The sequence below is a fragment of the Notoacmeibacter ruber genome (assembly GCF_003668555.1).
Lineage (GTDB): Bacteria > Pseudomonadota > Alphaproteobacteria > Rhizobiales > Rhizobiaceae > Notoacmeibacter > Notoacmeibacter ruber.
In genome coordinates this window covers 168,553-184,082 of sequence record NZ_RCWN01000001.1, presented here as the reverse complement: position 1 = coordinate 184,082, position 15,530 = coordinate 168,553, and the positions used below count along the sequence as shown (strand labels likewise).

Genomic DNA, 15,530 nt, shown 5'->3' with positions numbered 1-15,530 from the left:
ATCGAAAGATCATGCATTCCAGAAGCGCTCTAAGGCATCAATCAAATCCGAAAGGCAAGGTATTTCGCCTTCGAATTCTGCGATCACATCCGACAGGACCATGGGATCTTTTGACATACCTGATTTGCTCCAGCCCCAGGCTGTCGCTTTTTCCTCCACATAACGGTCCCAATCTTTTACATCGCTTCGAATAGCTGCTTGGATATTTTCACTCCAAGCCCAGAAATAAGAGCCCCTATGATGATCTTCACCTTCTAAGCTAATCTCTTCATCAGCATCCTCGGCAAAGCGAACGATAAGATTATTGTTTCTATCTTTTTCCTTCTTATCTCTGTCCAGATCAAAAAGACAAAAAACATCAATTCCAAAGCCTCGGCAAAGAGATATAACTGGCGGCATCTTAGTTTTGCCGCTGACTGGAACAATATGACACCCAGCTTTCAAATAAGCTCGGAACTTTGCGCGCTTTTCTAGATAGGCCTCTAAGATTGCCCTGTCTTCTATACCCTCGACCAAAATTATCTTAGGAGCAAAAAATATCTCTGCGATCTCTGTCTGCAATGTGCGGTCTAGGCCTGATAGCATAGCCTTTTCACCAATCGCCTCTCCACCCCGCCTTTTCGCATAGTACGAAGCCTGTTCGTCGGCACTCCACTGATAAACTCTGGAGGCATTTTCGCGCTTTCTTATGACCCGGACACCATCATAACTGCGACCGCCGATGAAATAGTTGCTATGGGTGCTGAGTATTACCTGAGAGTTGGCATCAGCGATATCTGCAAGAGCTCGCGACAGGTATCGAGCCTGTGGAGGATGTTGGTACAACTCAGGCTCTTCAACACCTATTAGCAGTTTGAAATCGTCATCGTGCTCACCCACCCGCCCGGCTAACGAAAGCAGAGCCATGAGATACGTTCTCTGCAACCCATGACCAAATTGATCAGGTGTGCCGAATACACGCCCATCCTTGAATATGCTCTGTAGTATCGGCTCCTTTAGATCAAGCCGACCGCCGTCGTGCCACTCCAAACCGACACTGACATCGGTTGAATTGATTTGTCGAAATTCCTCATTGATATCTCTTTGGAGACCCTCGAGGTCGCCGCTTAAGTTCTCTAATGCCGTTGCTAGCGAAGTTCGTGCCGTGTCCCTAATTGCCTCAATTTCGCTGGCAAGAGAGGATCGGCTTCGAATGGCGTAAAGCGCAAGCTTAGAAAACGCTGAGTTTCTGCTTTCAATTGCTTCGTCAGAGACATCTTTCACAGCTGGCACATAAATCCAGTCAAAATAGCGCTGAAGAGTTGGAAGCGGGCCGGTAGCTCCGTAAGCTGGAACAGAACTAGGTATCGCAACATGCTCATCAACATGATCGGCTTCGGCGGCATTGACCGAGGCGATCGCCTCATTGACATTCGTCCACTTTGGTAATTGGTACTTTTCCTTGAGCGCGTCATATACACGCCGCTTATCCGTCGCGTTGTTTGCCTCGAAGAAAGGCTTAAACTCTTCAAGACCGTAACGTATCCCTACACAGCGTTGATCGATCGCTCCGTCTTCTGACCTCTTGGCTGCAATTTCAAATGCCACGCGTCCGCTACGGACATAGTGACTCAGATCTTCTGCAGCCTTACCCTCCACCTCGGCGAAATCTAATCTGATTTTCATCTCATCGACTGCCTTGCAACCAATGTAGAAATCATTCTCACTTATCTTTATGGATTTCCCAGAAAAGAATAGATCTATAGCTTTTAATATAGTTGACTTACCGCAGTTATTTTCGCCAACTATCGTTGTTATGCGGCTAAAATCGATTCTCTCGTCTCTGAAGCACCGGAAGTTTTTAAATGAAACGCTATCTAGCCGCATTCTCAAACCTATATTCGTTTTTTATTTTTCTATTAAAAAACGACCCAGCCGAGTCGGCTGCCAACAAGTCCGAATAAACGCCGGATGGCACGTCAAAATATTTGTATACTCGCCCGCCAACTAGATACAAAACAAGGACGCTTAATTCGGCGTCGTATTCCGCGAATTCAATTAGAGATGACTCGATTGTCGGCATGCCTATCTCCGAAATGGAGATAAGCGTTGCCGATTCTCTCGAGCAAAACAATACCGAACAGGCGCATATGTTGTGACGTGCTACAATTAATTGCAATGCCGGTAGATGAAATCGGCTTAGTGCGCCTCAATTATCCATCTTCAGTGCTTGAATAAACGCTTCCTGAGGGATTTCGACGCGGCCGAACTGGCGCATCTTCTTCTTGCCCTCTTTCTGCTTCTCCAGAAGCTTGCGCTTGCGGGTCGCGTCGCCGCCATAGCATTTGGCGGTCACGTCCTTCCTCATGGCGCTGAGCGTTTCGCGGGCGATGACCTTGCCGCCAATGGCCGCCTGGATCGGAATCTTGAAGAGGTGGCGGGGGATCAGTTCCTTCAGCTTCTCGCACATGCCGCGCCCGCGCCGTTCGGCTTGGCTGCGGTGAACCAGCATTGAGAGCGCGTCGACCGGCTCTTCATTGACGAGAACGCTCATCTTGACGAGGTCGCCCTCGCGATAATCGCTGATCTGGTAGTCGAAGCTGGCATAGCCCTTCGAGATGCTCTTCAGCCGGTCGTAGAAGTCGAACACCACCTCGTTCAGCGGCAGGTCGTAGACCACCATTGCGCGGCTGCCGACATAGGAGAGGTCCTGCTGGATGCCGCGCCGCTCCTGGCAGAGCGTCAGGATCGGGCCGAGATACTCGTCCGGCGTCATGATGGAGGCGCGAATCCACGGCTCCTTGATGTGCTCGATCTTGACCACGTCGGGCATGTCGGCCGGGTTGTGCAGCTCGATCTCGCTGCCATCGGTCATGGTGATCTGGTAGACCACGGACGGCGCCGTCGCGATCAGCTCGAGGTCGAATTCGCGGCTGAGGCGCTCCTGAATGATTTCCAGGTGGAGCAGGCCAAGGAAGCCGCAGCGGAAGCCGAAGCCGAGTGCGGCCGATGTTTCCATCTCGAAACTGAACGAGGCGTCGTTCAGGCGGAGCTTGCCCATTGCGGCGCGCAGGTCCTCGAAATCGGCGGCATCGACCGGAAACAGGCCGCAGAAGACGACCGGCTGGGCCGGCTTGAAGCCCGGCAGCATCTTGGCGCAGGGCTTCTTGTCCTCGGTGATTGTGTCGCCGACGCGGGTATCCGCAACTTCCTTGATGGAGGCCGTGATGACACCGATCTCACCGGGGCCGAGTTCGTCGATCAGCACCATTTTGGGCGTCAGGACGCCGACGCGCTCAACGGGGTACTTCGCGCCCGTGCCCATCATGCGAATGGTCTGGCCCTTCTTAAGCTTGCCGTCGATGATGCGGACCAGCACGATCACGCCGAGATAGGCGTCGTACCAACTGTCGACGAGCATCGCTTTCAGCGGCGCATTCGCATCCCCTTCCTTCGGCGCGGGCAGGCGCTGCACGATGGCTTCCAGCACGTCCGGAATGCCCATGCCGCTTTTCGCGCTGATGGGTATGGCGTCGGAAGCATCGATGCCGATCACCTCCTCGATCTGCTCCTTGATGCGGTCCGGCTCGGCGGCGGGCAGGTCGATCTTGTTGAGGACGGTGACGAGTTCGTGGTCATTGTCGATCGCCTGATAGACATTCGCCAGCGTCTGCGCCTCGACCCCCTGCGACGCGTCGACCACGAGGAGCGAGCCTTCGCAGGCAGCCAGAGACCGTGAGACCTCATAGGCGAAGTCGACATGGCCGGGCGTGTCGATCAGGTTCAGCACATAGTGCTGGCCGTCCTTGGCATCATATTCGAGGCGGACGGTATTGGCCTTGATGGTGATGCCGCGCTCGCGCTCGATATCCATCGCGTCGAGGATCTGGTCCTTCATCTCGCGCTCTTCCAGCGATCCCGTCGATTGGATCAGCCGGTCCGCGAGCGTGGACTTGCCGTGGTCGATATGGGCCACGATGGAGAAATTGCGGATATGGGAGCGCGGTGTGTCTGTCATGGCCGCTCATATAGAGGCGTTCTCGCCTGCACGGAAGCGCCAAAACACGCTGAAATCCCCTTCCCTCTTTCTTTGAGGGCGCCGGCGCGACCACGCCAGAGCGGGACGAGCGGGATGCACCTTCTTTCGATGGTACCGACGCCTAAATAAGGGAGTGGAAACGGAAGATTGCGCCAGCGGGCGCCATCCTTCAATCTTAATTGTTGCGAACTCCCGACGAGTGTGCAACCGCTTCGCCTTTCACTTTAGCAATGACATATATTCATGTATCGTGACGACAATTCCACAGCGCAGGACCAAGGCAGATCGCAGCGGCTCAGAATGGCCCTGCGCGATGAAACACGCCATGCCCATCAGGCGCTGGATGACGAGATGAGCGCCTTTCGCCTCGACGATGCGAAGGACTATGCCGCGTTTCTCGCGACCCATGCAGCGGTGCTGCCGGCCTATGAACGGGCGCTGGAAGAGGCCGGCATTGCGCACGAACTGCCGGATTGGTCGGCACGGCAGAGGCGCCAGGCTCTCGCCGAGGACCTCGCCGAACTGCCTTTTCAGGAGAGCGTTGCCGCGATCGACATCGACGCCGACCTTTCCTCGCCTGCGGCGCGTCTCGGTGCGGCTTATGTACTGGAAGGCTCGCGCATGGGCGCGCGGCTCCTGATGGAGCGTGTGCCGCAAGGCGATCCGCGTTTTCCGACACGATTCCTCGGCCATGGCCAAGGCGAGCGTCTATGGGCCGGTTTTGTGAGCGTGCTGGACGAGGCCGATAAAGAGGGCATATCGCATGGTGATGCCGTCAATGCGGCGCGCCATACATTCGAGGTTTATCAGCGTGCGGCCATGGCCCAAACGCACGGCAGAAGCAACAAGACCCTTCCATGAGCGATTATTTCGATGTTGATCAGTTCTCAGTCGACCTGACCAATTGCGACCGCGAACCGATCCATCTGCTCGGCAAGGTTCAGAGTTTCGGCTTTCTCATCGCCGTCTCCTCGGACTGGATCGTCAGCCACGTTTCCGAGAATGTCGGAACGTTTCTCGATGTGGAAGCGGAGGCCATGATCGGCGAGCCGCTCGTCCGGTTCTTCTCGCAACAGTCGATCGATACGATCCGCAACCGCATCCAGACTCTTTCCCTTCACAGCCCGCGTGAACGATTGCGCGACCTGCCCATCGCGGAGACAGGCGCGCGTTTCGACGTGACGCTTCACGTCATCCCCGAGACCGGAACGACCGTACTGGAACTGGAGCCCTCCCGATCATCCGATGCGCAGGATGAAGAGCTGCTTCTGGTCCGCAACGCCCTGCCACGCCTGGCCCGGCATGAGTCGGTCCAACGCCTCTGCCAGGATGCGGCGCGCTATCTGCAGTTCATCATCGGCTTCGACCGGGTGATGGTCTATCAGTTTCTGCAGGATGGCTCCGGTGAGGTGATTGCAGAAGCACGGCAGAGCCGGCTGCATCCGTTTCTTGGTCTGCGCTATCCCGCCAGCGATATTCCGAAACAGGCACGCGCGCTTTATCTGAAACACCCGATCCGTCTGATCGCCAACACGGCCGAAGACGGTGTACCCGTGACGCCCGCGCGAAACATTCGCGGCGAGCCGATCGACCTGTCCTCTTCGATCCTGCGCAGCGTCTCGCCCATCCATCTGGAATACCTTCGCAATATGGATGTATCGGCGTCGATGAGCATATCGATCGTCATCAACGGGCGACTCTGGGGGCTGTTCGCCTGCCACCACGAGACGCCGATCGTGGTCGATCATCTCAAGCGCGGCGTCGCCGAGATGTTCGGCGAACTGTTCTCGCTGATGCTCTCGACCCGCCTTTCCGACGAAGAGCGCAGGTCGGATGAAGAGGTTCGCCGGCTGACCAATACGTTTTCGGCATCCATTTCGCCGAGCAGCGACCCTATTCACGGCGTGACTCCTGTTTTGAGGGAGATCTCGAAACTGCTGTCCGCCGATGGTTTCGCGATCGTCATCGACAAGAACCGGCAAACTTATGGCTCTGCCCCGTCCGACGACGAACTGGTGAAAATCGTCCGCTTTCTGAACACGGATTCCGGCAACCAGATTTTCTCGACCCATCATATCGGCAGCGCTTTTGGCGGTGCGGAAACCTTTGCCGACCGCGCGGCGGGAATGTTGGCCATTCCGATCAGCCGCAGCCCGCGCGATTACATTATTTTCTTCCGCCGCGAGGTCGTGAAGACGGTGACATGGGCTGGAAACCCCGACAAACCGGTCGTCGCCGGCCCCAATGGCGTCCGGCTCAATCCCCGCAAGAGCTTCGAAGCCTGGCAGAAGGAACAGCGCGGCCAAAGCGAGATGTGGTCGGGCAGCGATCTGCGGGTCGCCGAGCAGTTGCGTATGGTGATGCTCGAAGTGGTTCTTCGCTTTACCGACGAGGTCGCGCGCGAGAGGAAGCAGGCGCAAGAGCGGCAGGAACTGCTCATCGCCGAACTGAACCACAGGGTTCGAAACATTCTTTCGCTGGTGAAGGGTATCGTCAGCCAGAGCCGGGGTACGAACCTTTCGGTTAGCGACTATATCAACATTCTTGATACGCGCATCCAGTCTCTGGCACGCGCGCACGACCAGATCACCAAGCAGAACTGGTCCGCAGCGTCCCTGCACCGCATGATCGAGGTCGAGGCCGCCAGCTATCTCGGCGAGAGCAAGGATCGTATTCGCATCGTCGGCGATGATTGCCTGCTTGAGCCGGAAGCCTTCGCGACACTGGCTCTGGTCATCCACGAACTGACCACCAATAGTGCGAAATACGGCGCTCTTTCAGCCTCTGCCGGTCATGTGGACGTGACCACGACCATGGAAGAGGATGGGATCTTTACCATCGACTGGCTGGAACGCGGGGGCCCGGCCGTGAAAGCGCCGCAGCGTCGGGGTTTCGGCTCGACGATCGTCGAGCGCTCCGTCCCCTACGAGCTCAACGGAAGGGCGACGCTCGACTTCGAACTCTCAGGTCTTCATGCCAAGTTCGAACTGCCCCGGAAACACGTCAAGCCGGCGCCCGAAAGCACGGAAAGGCCGGCCGAGCCGGATGCGAAACGAAAGCGGGATATTTCTCGTCAGATCGAGTCAGGCCAGCCGAAACGCTTTCTGGTCGCAGAGGACAATCTCATCCTCGCCATGGAACTTGAGGATCTTCTGCTGGAATACGGTGCGCTGACCGTCGATGTTGCCAGTAACCTTTCCGATGCGAAAGCGATTGCCGAACAGTCCGAACTCGATTTCGCCATTCTGGACGTCAATCTCGGCTCCGCGACAAGCTTTCCCGTGGCTGAAATTCTGAGAGAACGCGGCATTCCCTTCGGATTTGCGACCGGCTATGGCGAGAATTTGAAGATTCCCGAATCTCTTGGAGATCGTTGCTGCATCTCCAAGCCCTACGACCGCGATGCCGTGCGCGGTCTTATCCATGACGCACTGGGCCAGAGGGCGGTCTGAGCGCATCACGCCTGCACGTGGTCGGCATCCTTCGGTCGTGCCGTCGCATGTTCGAAGACTAGTTGGCTTCGTGCTCCACGGTCATCACGATCTTGCCGATATGATCGCCCTGTTCCATCCATCGATGAGCCTCGGCCGCATCTTCCAGAGCCACTGTCCTGTCGATGAGCGGACGCACCTTGCCGGCTTCGATCAGCGGCCAAGCCTCTTCGTGCAGTTCCCTAGCCAGTGCCGCTTTGAAATCATCCGATCGTGGCCTGAGAGTGGAGCCGGTATGCGTGAGCCGCTTGCGCATCAGGAGCGATAGGTCCACCTCCTGTTTCGCTCCGCCAAGCGTGGCGATCTGCACAATCCGACCCCCTGTGGCAGCGAGCTTGTGGTTGCGTGGCGCATAATCGCCGCCGACCATATCGAGGATAACATCGATACCCTTACCGCCTGTCGCGTCCTGAAACACTTCGACGAAGTCTTCTTCCCGGTAATTGACGCATCGCTCGGCGCCCAGCTTCTCTGCAGCCTCGCATTTCTCGGCGCTCCCTGCGGTCGCGAAAGCTCTTGCGCCGCGGGCCTTCGCCAATTGTATCGCCATCGTACCAATACCGCTCGTGCCCCCATGAACGAGGAGGCTCTCGCCTTCGCTGAGACCGCCCCTCTGAAAGACATTGTGCCACACGGTGAAGGCGGTTTCGGGAAGCGCAGCCGCCTCGATCATCGACAGCCCTTCCGGCACCGGAAGGCAGTGGCCGGCCGCGACAGCGACATAGTGTGCGTAGCCGCCCCCGGGCGTCAGCGCGCAAACCGCGTCACCCTCTTTCCATTGCGTGACGCCCTCGCCGATCTTTGCGATCCGCCCGGCGACCTCCAGCCCGGGCAGATCGGATGCGCCATCGGGAGCCGGATAAAGACCCTTCCTCTGAAAGACATCCGGCCGATTGATACCCGCCGCCTCGACCCGGATCAGAACATCTCCGGCCCGCAGCGAAGGAAGCGAACGCCGCCCCAGTTTCAGCACTTCGGGCCCGCCGGGTTCGGCGATCTCTATGACGGTCATCTCTTGGGGCAAATGGGCCATGGTGTTCTCCGCTCGGACTTTGCACACCATCTGGTTCGCGGCGGTCATTCGGAAAGGCCGGAATCTGCCCATCAAAAAGGGCAGGCCGCCGACCTGCCCTTCCAAACTGACTAATCCGCCGCGTAGACGGACAGATGCGCGGAACTAGTGACGAACCGGGGGCGAAAGACGCGTAATCTCGTCTTTCAAAGCGAGTTTCCGTCGCTTGAGGCGGGCGATTTCGAGGTTATCGGTGGCCGGAGCGGCTTGCAGCCTTTCGATCTGCTGATCCAGATCCCCGTGCTTGCGGTGAAGTTCGGCAAGATGGGAGTCAAGAGACATTGGCATTCCCTCCGTATTGTTTCTATTGAGGAAGCGCATGGCAATCATGCCTTGGAAGGGCACGCCGCCACACCTTCATGTAACAGTTTGCAACACGGAACGGTTCCTGTCGAATGCTCCGTGGTAGCATTTCAAACAGTTTGTGAATGTGATAGAGAAAGAGCCTGTTTTTCAGGGAATTGCCTCCATGTCCGATCAGGAGAAGGCCGAGCTTCGCCTTCAACTCGCACGTCTCAAACAGGAACATGCCGATTTCGACGCCGCGATCGAGGCGATGGTCAAGACAGGTTGCGACGCCCTTCGCATCCAGCGGATGAAGAAGAAGAAGCTGGTTTTGAAAGACAAGATAAGCGAACTCGCAGATGGCACGCTTCCCGACATCATTGCCTGAGCGAGCGTGACGAATACCAACGACGGAACTTCCCCTCTATGAGCCAAACGGATACCGCACCATCGGCCCAGCCAAAAGTCGCGATCATCATGGGCAGTCAATCAGACTGGCCCACCATGAAATACGCCGCCGAATTGCTCGACGATCTATCGATCCCCTACGAGGCCCGCATTGTCTCCGCCCATCGGACGCCCGACCGTATGCGGAATTTCGCGATGTCCGCGCGCGAGAAGGGTTTCGCCGTCATTATCGCAGGGGCGGGCGGCGCGGCGCACCTTCCCGGCATGGTCGCTGCATGGACCAGCCTGCCGGTTCTCGGCGTTCCGGTGCAATCGGCAGCCTTGTCCGGCAAAGACTCCCTTCTTTCCATCGTCCAGATGCCCGCGGGCGTTCCCGTCGGCACATTGGCGATCGGCAAGGCGGGCGCGACCAATGCGGGCCTGATGGCAGCCTCCATCCTTTCGCTCGGCGAGCCGGCCATCAGAGACCGGCTGGATGCCTGGCGGACGGCGCGGACCAAGAGTGTGGCCGAACATCCGAGCGATAGCGAATGAGCGGACCCGCCCTGCCCCCAAACTCGACAATAGGGATTATCGGCGGTGGCCAGCTTGGCCGTATGCTCGCAATGGCCGCAGCGCGTCTCGGCTATGAATGCGTTGTGCTGGAAAAGGGCGGGTGCCCAACCCGCGATGTCTGCGTCGAGCAGATCGACGCCGCCTATGACGATCCGGCCGCCTTGGCAAAGCTGGCGGAACGGGCGTCAGTCGTCACTTATGAATTCGAAAACGTGCCGGTCGGTGCGATGGAGGAGCTGGCCCGCCACGTGCCCGTCTATCCGCCGGCAAAGGCGCTCTCCTTCAGCCAGGATCGACTGGTTGAAAAGCGCTTCATCAACGAGCACGGCATCGCGACAGCACCTTTCGTTCCTGCCGACAGCGACGAGGAGATCGCCGACGCGCTGGCGCGTTTCGGCGGGCGGGGTGTCCTCAAGACGCGGCGCATGGGCTATGACGGCAAGGGACAACGTGTGTTTGACGGCAAGACCGAAGCCAAGGTCGATGGCGTCTTTTCGGCCATGGGGACCGTGCCGTTGATCCTCGAAGGCTTCATCGACTTTTCATGCGAGATATCGATCATTGCGGCCCGCAGTCTGGATGGCAGCGTGGCGTTTTACGATCCGGCTCGCAACGAACATTCCGATGGCATACTGCGCCGATCGACGGTGCCGTCGCAGATCTCCGACACCGTGTCCGCCCAAGCACGCGAGGCAGCAAGGCGCATTTTGAATGCGCTCGACTATGTCGGCGTGCTCGGCATCGAATTCTTCGTCACCAAGGACCAGGAGTTGCTGGTCAACGAAATCGCTCCGCGCGTCCACAATTCCGGACACTGGACGGAAGCGGCCTGCGCCGTGAGCCAATTCGAGCAGCATATCCGCGCCATTTGCGGCCTGCCATTGGGTGCGACGAGCCGACACAGCGATTGCGTGATGGAGAATCTGATCGGCGATGAGATCGACGATCTTCCGCAACTGGCGCAGAAGCCCAATGCCGTCCTGCATCACTATGGCAAGCGACAGGCGCGACCAGGCCGTAAAATGGGTCACGTTACCTATCTGAAGCCTTTAGGCAGCTCGTAGATGCTGTTGCCGGTACGCCGGCGAGCTGAGCGAGCCGGCCTGTCACCGTCCAGGCGATAAGCGCGAGAGCAATGCCGGCATAACCATCGAGCGCATAATGCCAGCCGAGAAGGACGGAGCCGAGCATGATCGCGCCAAGAAACAGAAGGCCCGCAATCCGGAGCATCTTGCCCGACGTCCATGCGAAAAGTGCGACCAGCGTTGCCGTCGCGACATGCAGGGACGGAAAAGCGCTGATGGCCGCAGCATTCTTTCCTGCGGCGAAGCTCTCCCAGAGCATGTCTTGCGTCGAAAGCGCATAGAGTTCGTGCACCTTATCAATCGCACCGAGCTCTGCCATGAGCGGCGCATATTCGGCGCCAAAGCCCAGCCGCCCATAGAAGCACGGCCCGGCAGACGAGAAGATCAACGCCATCACGACGCCCCCGATCAGCCATGTCGCCATGAAGCTACACAGATAGCGAAACCTTTTCGATGGTGAGCCATGCCGAAGCGCCAGTAGCAGCACCATCCCGATCATGACGAAGTACCAGAGATTATAGATATAATTGACGAGTTGGACGGCGCGGGGCCAATCGTAGAACGGCGATAGCCATTCATGCGGCAGGAAACCGAAATGCAGCCAGCGCTCGGCATGCATGAGCGGCTCGTCCCATTGAAACCCGCCCAGCGCCGCGAGTCCCTTGAGCTCACCGAAGCCGATGGCAAACAGGGTGAAGATCGCGACAGTTCGAAGGGCACGGCCGAAACGGGCGGGATCATAAAAGAAGCCCGACAGCGCGGCCAGAACGTGACGGGTCGGGCTTTTGCTCTTCTTCTTCGCGGCATCAAGCAGAAGGCCGGCCAGAAAGGCGCTCAACGTCAAGATGCCGAGCAAGGAGAGGTCTTCGACAACCGTGGTGACGACATGGAAATCAGTCGATCGCCCCGAAGAGAGACCAACGATCTGTCCGGCGAGCGCCGTGGCCACGGCAAGGGTGAGAAGGATCCACTCGCCACGCGGAAGGATCGGCTTTCCAAAGCGCCAGGCTGAGGCAAAGCGGCCGTCCGGCTTTCTGATTTCGGCGAGCAGGGTCATTCAAACCTTCTTTGGACTGATCGTTCCGAAAGATGGCGCAATCGCCTTGCTGTTACGTAAAGAAAGGGCTTTTCCTTGACCAATCTCTTATATGCCACCAGTTGCAGACCATTCGTGCCGGGGAGAACGTCATGATCGAACGTTTTTGGGGTGGATCGCGCCGCCGCTTCGATAGTCTTTCACAGCAGGAAATTCTCGCCCTCGCTATCTCATCAGAGGAAGACGATGCACGGATCTATCGAAATTACGCCGACGGACTCCAGCAGGACTATCCATCGACAGCCCGTATTTTCGAGGGAATGGCAGAGGAAGAGGACGGCCACCGGCGGCGCCTGATCGAACTCTACCAGTCCAAGTTCGGCGACACGGTACCCCTTATCCGCCGCGAGCATGTGGCCGGTTTCTACCATCGCAAGCCGGATTGGCTTGTGCGTCCGCTCGGTCTGGAAAAGGTTCGGGAACAGGCCGGCGCCATGGAGCATCAGGCCCGCCGCTTTTATGAGCAGGCCGCGCATCGCGCCACCGATGCGGATCTTCGTAAACTGCTGGGCGATCTGGCTGCAGCGGAGGCCCAGCATCAGGACCGCGCCGAAGGCCTGATCGAGGAACATCTTGGCCCTTCGGAACGCCTGACGGAGGATGACGCGGAGCGCCGGCGATTCATCCTCACCTACGTACAGCCCGGCCTTGCCGGTTTGATGGATGGTTCCGTGTCGACCCTGGCGCCGATTTTCGCGGCTGCTTTCGCGACACACGATACCTGGCAAACTTTTCTGGTCGGTCTCGCGGCATCCGTTGGTGCCGGTATCTCCATGGGTTTCACGGAGGTGGCCAGCGATGACGGCGTCATTTCCGGACGCGGCTCACCGATCAAGCGCGGTTTTGCGACCGGCATCATGACAACGCTCGGCGGGCTTGGTCATGCCCTGCCTTATCTCATCCCGCATTTCTGGACGGCGACGCTGACCGCCATCGCAATCGTGGTGGTCGAGCTTTTCGTGATCGCTTGGATCCAGCGGCGCTATATGGAAACCCCGTGGAGCCGCGCTCTTTTTCAGGTCGTCCTTGGAGGTGCACTGGTCTTCGCAGCGGGAATGCTGATCGGCACGGCCTAGCGGAGGTAAGCGCCCTCAGGCCGCTTCCGGTGTACTTCGCTCCGTCATAAAGCCGTCAGCAATCGCATTCACTGTGAGCAGGAGTTCGCCATTGTCGGCTGCCGTGATCAACATTCCATCTCGCCTTGGCCCATCTTCCCTGACATGAGCGCCGGCATTGCGCAGTTCGGTACGGATACTGCGTGTACCGGTGACGGTTCGGCCGCGTATAAGACCCGCTTCGTTCAGAAAAAGCGGCGCGTGGCCAATCGCAACCACGAGACGATGACCGGCCGCGAAGCGGCTGACAAAGTTGACAGCGTATCGCGTAGCCTTGAGCGTATCGACCGCAATCAATCCGGGTGGAATGACCAGCGCGTCGAAATCGGTCAGCGCCACGTCGTCAAGAACCAGATCGACGGCTTGCCGATCACTCCAGCCCTCCCTCGACCAGCCTTGGACAGAGTCGGGGAGCAAGGAAAGGAGGCGAACTTCAGCGCCTTGTGATCGCAATTCCTCGCGCAGGAAATTCAGAGCAGCATCGTCGAAGCCGTCGGTCGTCAGTATGCCGATCCGTCTTGCATTCAATCTCATCGGGCGTCCCTTCCCTTTTTGATCGTGTAGGACAACGCACGGAGGAGACTTTTCGTTCTTTCCAAGCTGGATAAGGTCGGGCCCGATTGTGGTATCAGGCCGTTCCGGTCGAGCCGAAGCCTCCGGTGCCGCGTTTCGTGGCGCCAAGCTCCGATAGCTCTTCGAGCCGGGCGCGGACCACCGGGGCGACGATCAGCTGGGCGATCCTCATCCCGCGCGTAATCGAGACGGTTTCGGCTCCGAGATTGATGAGGAGGACCTTCACCTCGCCCCGATAATCCCAATCGATGGTGCCGGGCGTGTTGAGGCAGGTGACGCCACTCTTCAAGGCAAGGCCGGAGCGCGGGCGGACCTGCACTTCGAATCCTTCCGGGATCTGCATCATGATGCCGGTGGGTATGGCAGCTCGTGCCATTGGCGCGAGCTGGACGGGGTCTTCGGCCGAAACCGCCGCGCGTATATCCATGCCTGCCGCGCCGTCGCTGGCATATGAGGGCAGATCGAGCCCCTCGGCATGCGGCAGGCGACGTATCCCGATTTGAGGACCAAGCACATCCTTCATACGAGCACCGCCTGCTCCACCCGGCTGTCGCCGCCAAACAATCGCAGATAGTCCTGCACCGTCTGCTCGTCGCCGGTCGCCTTGTTGGGATTGTCGGAGAGCTTCACCGCAGGGCGGCCCGCCGCCTCCGTCACCTTGATCACGATGCTGAGCGCGCGAAGGCGCTCATTCTCGGTCGGCGCCATGCCGACGAAATCATTGGTCAGATTGGTGCCCCAGCCGAAAGCCATCCGCACGCGCCCTTCGAAGTGGCGATAGGTCTCCTCGATCGTCTCGACATCAAGCCCGTCGGAGAAAATCAGGATGCGATCTTTCAGGTCCACACCGTGCTGTCGCCACCATTGCATGATGCGCTCGCCGCCTTCGATGGGCGGGGCGCTGTCGGGGCGGAAACCGGTCCAATCGGCCACCCAGCCGGGCGCATTTTGCAGGAAGCTTTCCGTGCCGAAGGCATCCGGCAAGACGATCAGCAAATTGCCGCCATAGAGCGTATTCCAGTCTTCCAGAACCTTATAGGGCGACTTAAGCCGCTCTGCGTCGCTGTCCGCCAGCGCCGCGTAGACCATCGGCAATTCATGGGCATTGGTGCCGACCGCTTCCAGATCGGTGTCCATCGCCAGCTTGACGTTCGACGTTCCGGTGAACTTCTCGCCGATGCCTTCCTTAAGCGCTTCGACGCACCATCGCTGCCAAAGATAGGAATGACGCCGACGGCTGCCGAAGTCCGAGATACGCAAATTTTCCAGACGGTTCAGGCGTTCGGTCTTCTCCCACATCCGCGCTTTGGCGCGGGCATAGAGAACATCCAGGTGAAAACGCCCCATCCCCGCCATGGCGGCACGGCTTCGCAGTTCCATCAGGATGGCAAGCGCCGGGATTTCCCACATGGTGACTTCACACCAGGAGCCGCTGAAGGACAGTTCGAACTGGCCGTCGCGCACTGACAGATCGTAGTCCGGCAAACGGAAATTGGCGAACCATTCGAGAAATTCCGGCTCGAAGATGTGTTTCTTGCCGTAGAATGTGTTGCCCGCCAGCCATATCCGCTCCTTCTTCGAGAGCATCACCGTCCGCGCGTGATCGAGTTGCTCGCGCAGAGCCGATTCATCGATCTCGTCGGCGAGACGAATCTCCGGCTTTCGGTTGATCAGGGAGAAGGTCACCGGAAGATCGCGGTGCCTCTTCCAGATCATCTGCAGCATCAGAAGTTTGTAGAAATCGGTATCCAGCAGCGACCGGATGATCGGATCGAGCTTCCAGGTATGGTCGTGGACCCGCTTGGCGATGTCGGTAATCGGTGCGGTCATGT

15 protein-coding genes are annotated in these 15,530 nt (G+C 58.4%); 6 read left to right on the top strand and 9 right to left on the bottom strand.

Annotated elements, in window-relative coordinates; genetic code table 11:
* Window positions 1-9: 9 nt before the first annotated feature.
* From D8780_RS00875 to lepA, 3 genes are all read right to left on the bottom strand, one after another.
* On the bottom strand, window positions 10-1,866 hold the full coding sequence (locus D8780_RS00875; RefSeq protein ID WP_121643942.1) for an ATP-dependent nuclease: 1,857 nt from the start codon (window positions 1,864-1,866) through the stop codon (window positions 10-12).
* Window positions 1,853-2,062, bottom strand: coding sequence for a KTSC domain-containing protein (locus tag D8780_RS16035; protein WP_121643941.1), 210 nt, complete (start codon window positions 2,060-2,062; stop codon window positions 1,853-1,855). The genes D8780_RS00875 and D8780_RS16035 overlap by 14 nt, the downstream gene beginning before the upstream one ends.
* 126 nt (window positions 2,063-2,188) lie before the next feature.
* Entirely contained in the window at window positions 2,189-3,997 is a 1,809-nt protein-coding gene (gene lepA, locus D8780_RS00865) for a translation elongation factor 4 (protein WP_121643940.1), read from the bottom strand.
* Between the two features lie 321 nt (window positions 3,998-4,318).
* On the opposite strand from lepA, the gene D8780_RS00860 reads away from it, so the two are divergent.
* Together D8780_RS00860 and D8780_RS00855 are read left to right on the top strand one after the other, a co-directional pair.
* On the top strand, window positions 4,319-4,879 hold the full coding sequence (locus tag D8780_RS00860; protein WP_158598402.1) for a biliverdin-producing heme oxygenase: 561 nt from the start codon (window positions 4,319-4,321) through the stop codon (window positions 4,877-4,879).
* Window positions 4,876-7,470 carry an HWE histidine kinase domain-containing protein gene (locus tag D8780_RS00855; protein ID WP_121643938.1) on the top strand — a complete coding sequence of 865 codons (2,595 nt, stop codon included), beginning with the start codon at window positions 4,876-4,878 and terminating at the stop codon, window positions 7,468-7,470. Before D8780_RS00860 ends, D8780_RS00855 begins: the two co-directional genes overlap by 4 nt.
* Window positions 7,471-7,528: 58 nt before the next feature.
* Here D8780_RS00855 and D8780_RS00850 read toward each other — a convergent pair whose 3' ends face one another.
* Together D8780_RS00850 and D8780_RS00845 are read right to left on the bottom strand one after the other, a co-directional pair.
* On the bottom strand, window positions 7,529-8,542 hold the full coding sequence (locus tag D8780_RS00850) for an NAD(P)H-quinone oxidoreductase (RefSeq protein WP_121643937.1): 1,014 nt from the start codon (window positions 8,540-8,542) through the stop codon (window positions 7,529-7,531).
* A gap of 144 nt (window positions 8,543-8,686) precedes the next feature.
* Window positions 8,687-8,863, bottom strand: coding sequence for a YdcH family protein (locus D8780_RS00845; RefSeq protein WP_121643936.1), 177 nt, complete (start codon window positions 8,861-8,863; stop codon window positions 8,687-8,689).
* A 187-nt stretch (window positions 8,864-9,050) separates the two neighbouring features.
* On the opposite strand from D8780_RS00845, the gene D8780_RS15860 reads away from it, so the two are divergent.
* The 3 genes from D8780_RS15860 to D8780_RS00835 are packed head-to-tail and all read left to right on the top strand — an operon-like array spanning window position 9,051 to window position 10,893.
* Window positions 9,051-9,254, top strand: coding sequence for a YdcH family protein (locus D8780_RS15860; RefSeq protein WP_245412209.1), 204 nt, complete (start codon window positions 9,051-9,053; stop codon window positions 9,252-9,254).
* 38 nt (window positions 9,255-9,292) lie between these two features.
* On the top strand, window positions 9,293-9,808 hold the full coding sequence (gene purE, locus D8780_RS15855; RefSeq protein ID WP_245412208.1) for a 5-(carboxyamino)imidazole ribonucleotide mutase: 516 nt from the start codon (window positions 9,293-9,295) through the stop codon (window positions 9,806-9,808).
* Window positions 9,805-10,893, top strand: coding sequence for a 5-(carboxyamino)imidazole ribonucleotide synthase (locus D8780_RS00835; protein ID WP_121643934.1), 1,089 nt, complete (start codon window positions 9,805-9,807; stop codon window positions 10,891-10,893). Before purE ends, D8780_RS00835 begins: the two co-directional genes overlap by 4 nt.
* Here the strand turns inward: D8780_RS00835 and D8780_RS00830 are convergent.
* Window positions 10,862-11,971 carry a phosphatase PAP2 family protein gene (locus D8780_RS00830; protein WP_121643933.1) on the bottom strand — a complete coding sequence of 370 codons (1,110 nt, stop codon included), beginning with the start codon at window positions 11,969-11,971 and terminating at the stop codon, window positions 10,862-10,864. The genes D8780_RS00835 and D8780_RS00830 overlap by 32 nt on opposite strands.
* A 131-nt stretch (window positions 11,972-12,102) precedes the next feature.
* Between D8780_RS00830 and mbfA the strand changes: the two genes are divergently transcribed.
* Window positions 12,103-13,086, top strand: a complete 984-nt coding sequence (mbfA, locus tag D8780_RS00825; RefSeq protein WP_121643932.1) for an iron exporter MbfA — start codon at window positions 12,103-12,105, stop codon at window positions 13,084-13,086.
* Window positions 13,087-13,101: 15 nt separating this feature from the next.
* On the opposite strand, the gene D8780_RS00820 is transcribed toward mbfA, so the two are convergent.
* The 3 genes from D8780_RS00820 to pncB form a co-directional block, all read right to left on the bottom strand.
* Complete coding sequence (locus D8780_RS00820) at window positions 13,102-13,659, bottom strand: DJ-1/PfpI family protein (RefSeq protein ID WP_121643931.1); 558 nt, start codon at window positions 13,657-13,659, stop codon at window positions 13,102-13,104.
* A 94-nt stretch (window positions 13,660-13,753) separates the two neighbouring features.
* Window positions 13,754-14,221 carry a dUTP diphosphatase gene (gene dut, locus D8780_RS00815; RefSeq protein ID WP_121643930.1) on the bottom strand — a complete coding sequence of 156 codons (468 nt, stop codon included), beginning with the start codon at window positions 14,219-14,221 and terminating at the stop codon, window positions 13,754-13,756.
* Window positions 14,218-15,528, bottom strand: coding sequence for a nicotinate phosphoribosyltransferase (pncB, locus tag D8780_RS00810; protein WP_121643929.1), 1,311 nt, complete (start codon window positions 15,526-15,528; stop codon window positions 14,218-14,220). The genes dut and pncB overlap by 4 nt, the downstream gene beginning before the upstream one ends.
* Window positions 15,529-15,530: the final 2 nt, after the last annotated feature.